Annotated in this window: 1 protein-coding gene; it reads left to right on the plus strand. The window is 24.0% G+C overall.

The window, feature by feature from the left end; all coding sequences use genetic code 11:
* Nucleotides 1-23: 23 nt before the first annotated feature.
* Nucleotides 24-233, plus strand: a 210-nt coding sequence (locus R0K30_RS23665) for a hypothetical protein (protein WP_410613491.1), incomplete at its 3' end; no start/stop codon positions are given.

The following is a 233-nucleotide window of genomic DNA, read 5'->3' on the forward strand; positions in this document are numbered from 1 at the left end:
ATAGTATTTTTTTGAATCCACTAATGGATAAGGAATTACAAAGAATACATTCAGGCGATGATACACTCTTATCTCTGATATATGAAAGGTATCTTAATGAACTAGATGGAATAAAATTTGATAGTAACAAAAGTTTGAATTCTTCTAATATTATTGAAGCAAAAATAATTAATAAAAATTTTCCTTATTCGAAAAGAAATAACTATGTGAAAGATTTTTCAATAGTTGATAGT

The organism is Bacillus sp. SIMBA_154 (assembly GCF_046536015.1).
GTDB classification, from domain to species: Bacteria; Bacillota; Bacilli; order Bacillales; family Bacillaceae; genus Bacillus; species Bacillus pumilus_P.